General features: G+C 70.1%; 1 protein-coding gene. It reads right to left on the bottom strand.

Features of this window, described 5'->3' with window-relative positions; all coding sequences use genetic code 11:
- The coding region (locus A9X01_RS07945) for an HNH endonuclease signature motif containing protein (protein WP_065120220.1) at positions 1 to 995 on the bottom strand (995 nt) is incomplete at both ends.

The raw sequence follows: 995 nt of genomic DNA, 5'->3' as shown, positions 1-995 counted from the left end.
GTGATGTCGGTGCGCCCGGTGGTGGTCCAGCCGGTGACGTGGTGGACCTCGCTGTGGTAGGCGGGTTGGTCGCAGCCGGGGCGGGTGCAGCCGCGGTCCAGGGCGTGCAACATGAGCCGTTGGGCGGGGTTGGCCAGCCGCTTGGTGTGGTAGAGCGCCAGCGGCTTCGCGTCATCGAAGATCGCCAGATAGTGATGGGCCTGGGCGGCCAGGCGGATCAAATCGGCCATCGGCAACAGGGACCCGCCGCTGGTGCGGCCGGCGCCGGCGCCGGCCTCGAGGTCTTTGAGGGTGGTGGTGACGATCATCGTCACCGGCAGGCCGCGGTGTGCGCCGAGTTGGCCGGAGGCGAACAGGGCGCGGATGGCGGTGATCAGGGCGTCGTGGTTGCGCTGGCCGGTGCTGCGGATATCCGGGCCCGAGCTGTCGGGCTCGGCGGTGGGGTCGGGGGTGCCGGGGGCGGCCAGGGCGGCGAGCAGGGCTTCGAACAGGGCCCGTAGTTCGGGGGTGATCAGCCCGCTGATGCGGCTCATCCCGTCGTATTCCTGGTTGCCCAGCACGAAGCAGCGTTTGCGGGCGCGGTCCTCATCGCAGAAGTCGCCATCGGGGTGCAGGGTGGCCATGAGCTTGCGGGCATAGGCGGCGACCTGATCGGGGCGGAACTCACACGCTCGCCCGGCCAGGTCGGCTTCGGCGGCCTCACGGGTGAACACATCGACATGGGCGGGTAGGTGGGTGAAGAACCGGCGGATCACCTTGATGTGGGCGTCCCCGATCAAACCCCGGCACTGGGCGGCCGCGGTCGCGGTCAACACCGGCGCCAACGGCTGCCCGGTCAACGCCCGCCGCGCACCCAAATCCTCGGCCTCGCCAATACGCCGAGCGGCCTCGGCTTTGGTGATCCGCAACCGGTCCGCCAACGCGCACGTGAGCGTGCCACCCAACTCTTCCTTGCTGGCTTGAGCGCCGAGCTCGTTGATCAACCCGTGCTGCGG

This window comes from Mycobacterium asiaticum, assembly GCF_001668675.1.
GTDB classification, from domain to species: domain Bacteria; phylum Actinomycetota; class Actinomycetes; order Mycobacteriales; family Mycobacteriaceae; genus Mycobacterium; species Mycobacterium asiaticum_D.
Note: the sequence above shows the minus strand (reverse complement) of the source record. Positions and strands in the feature narration are given on the sequence as shown.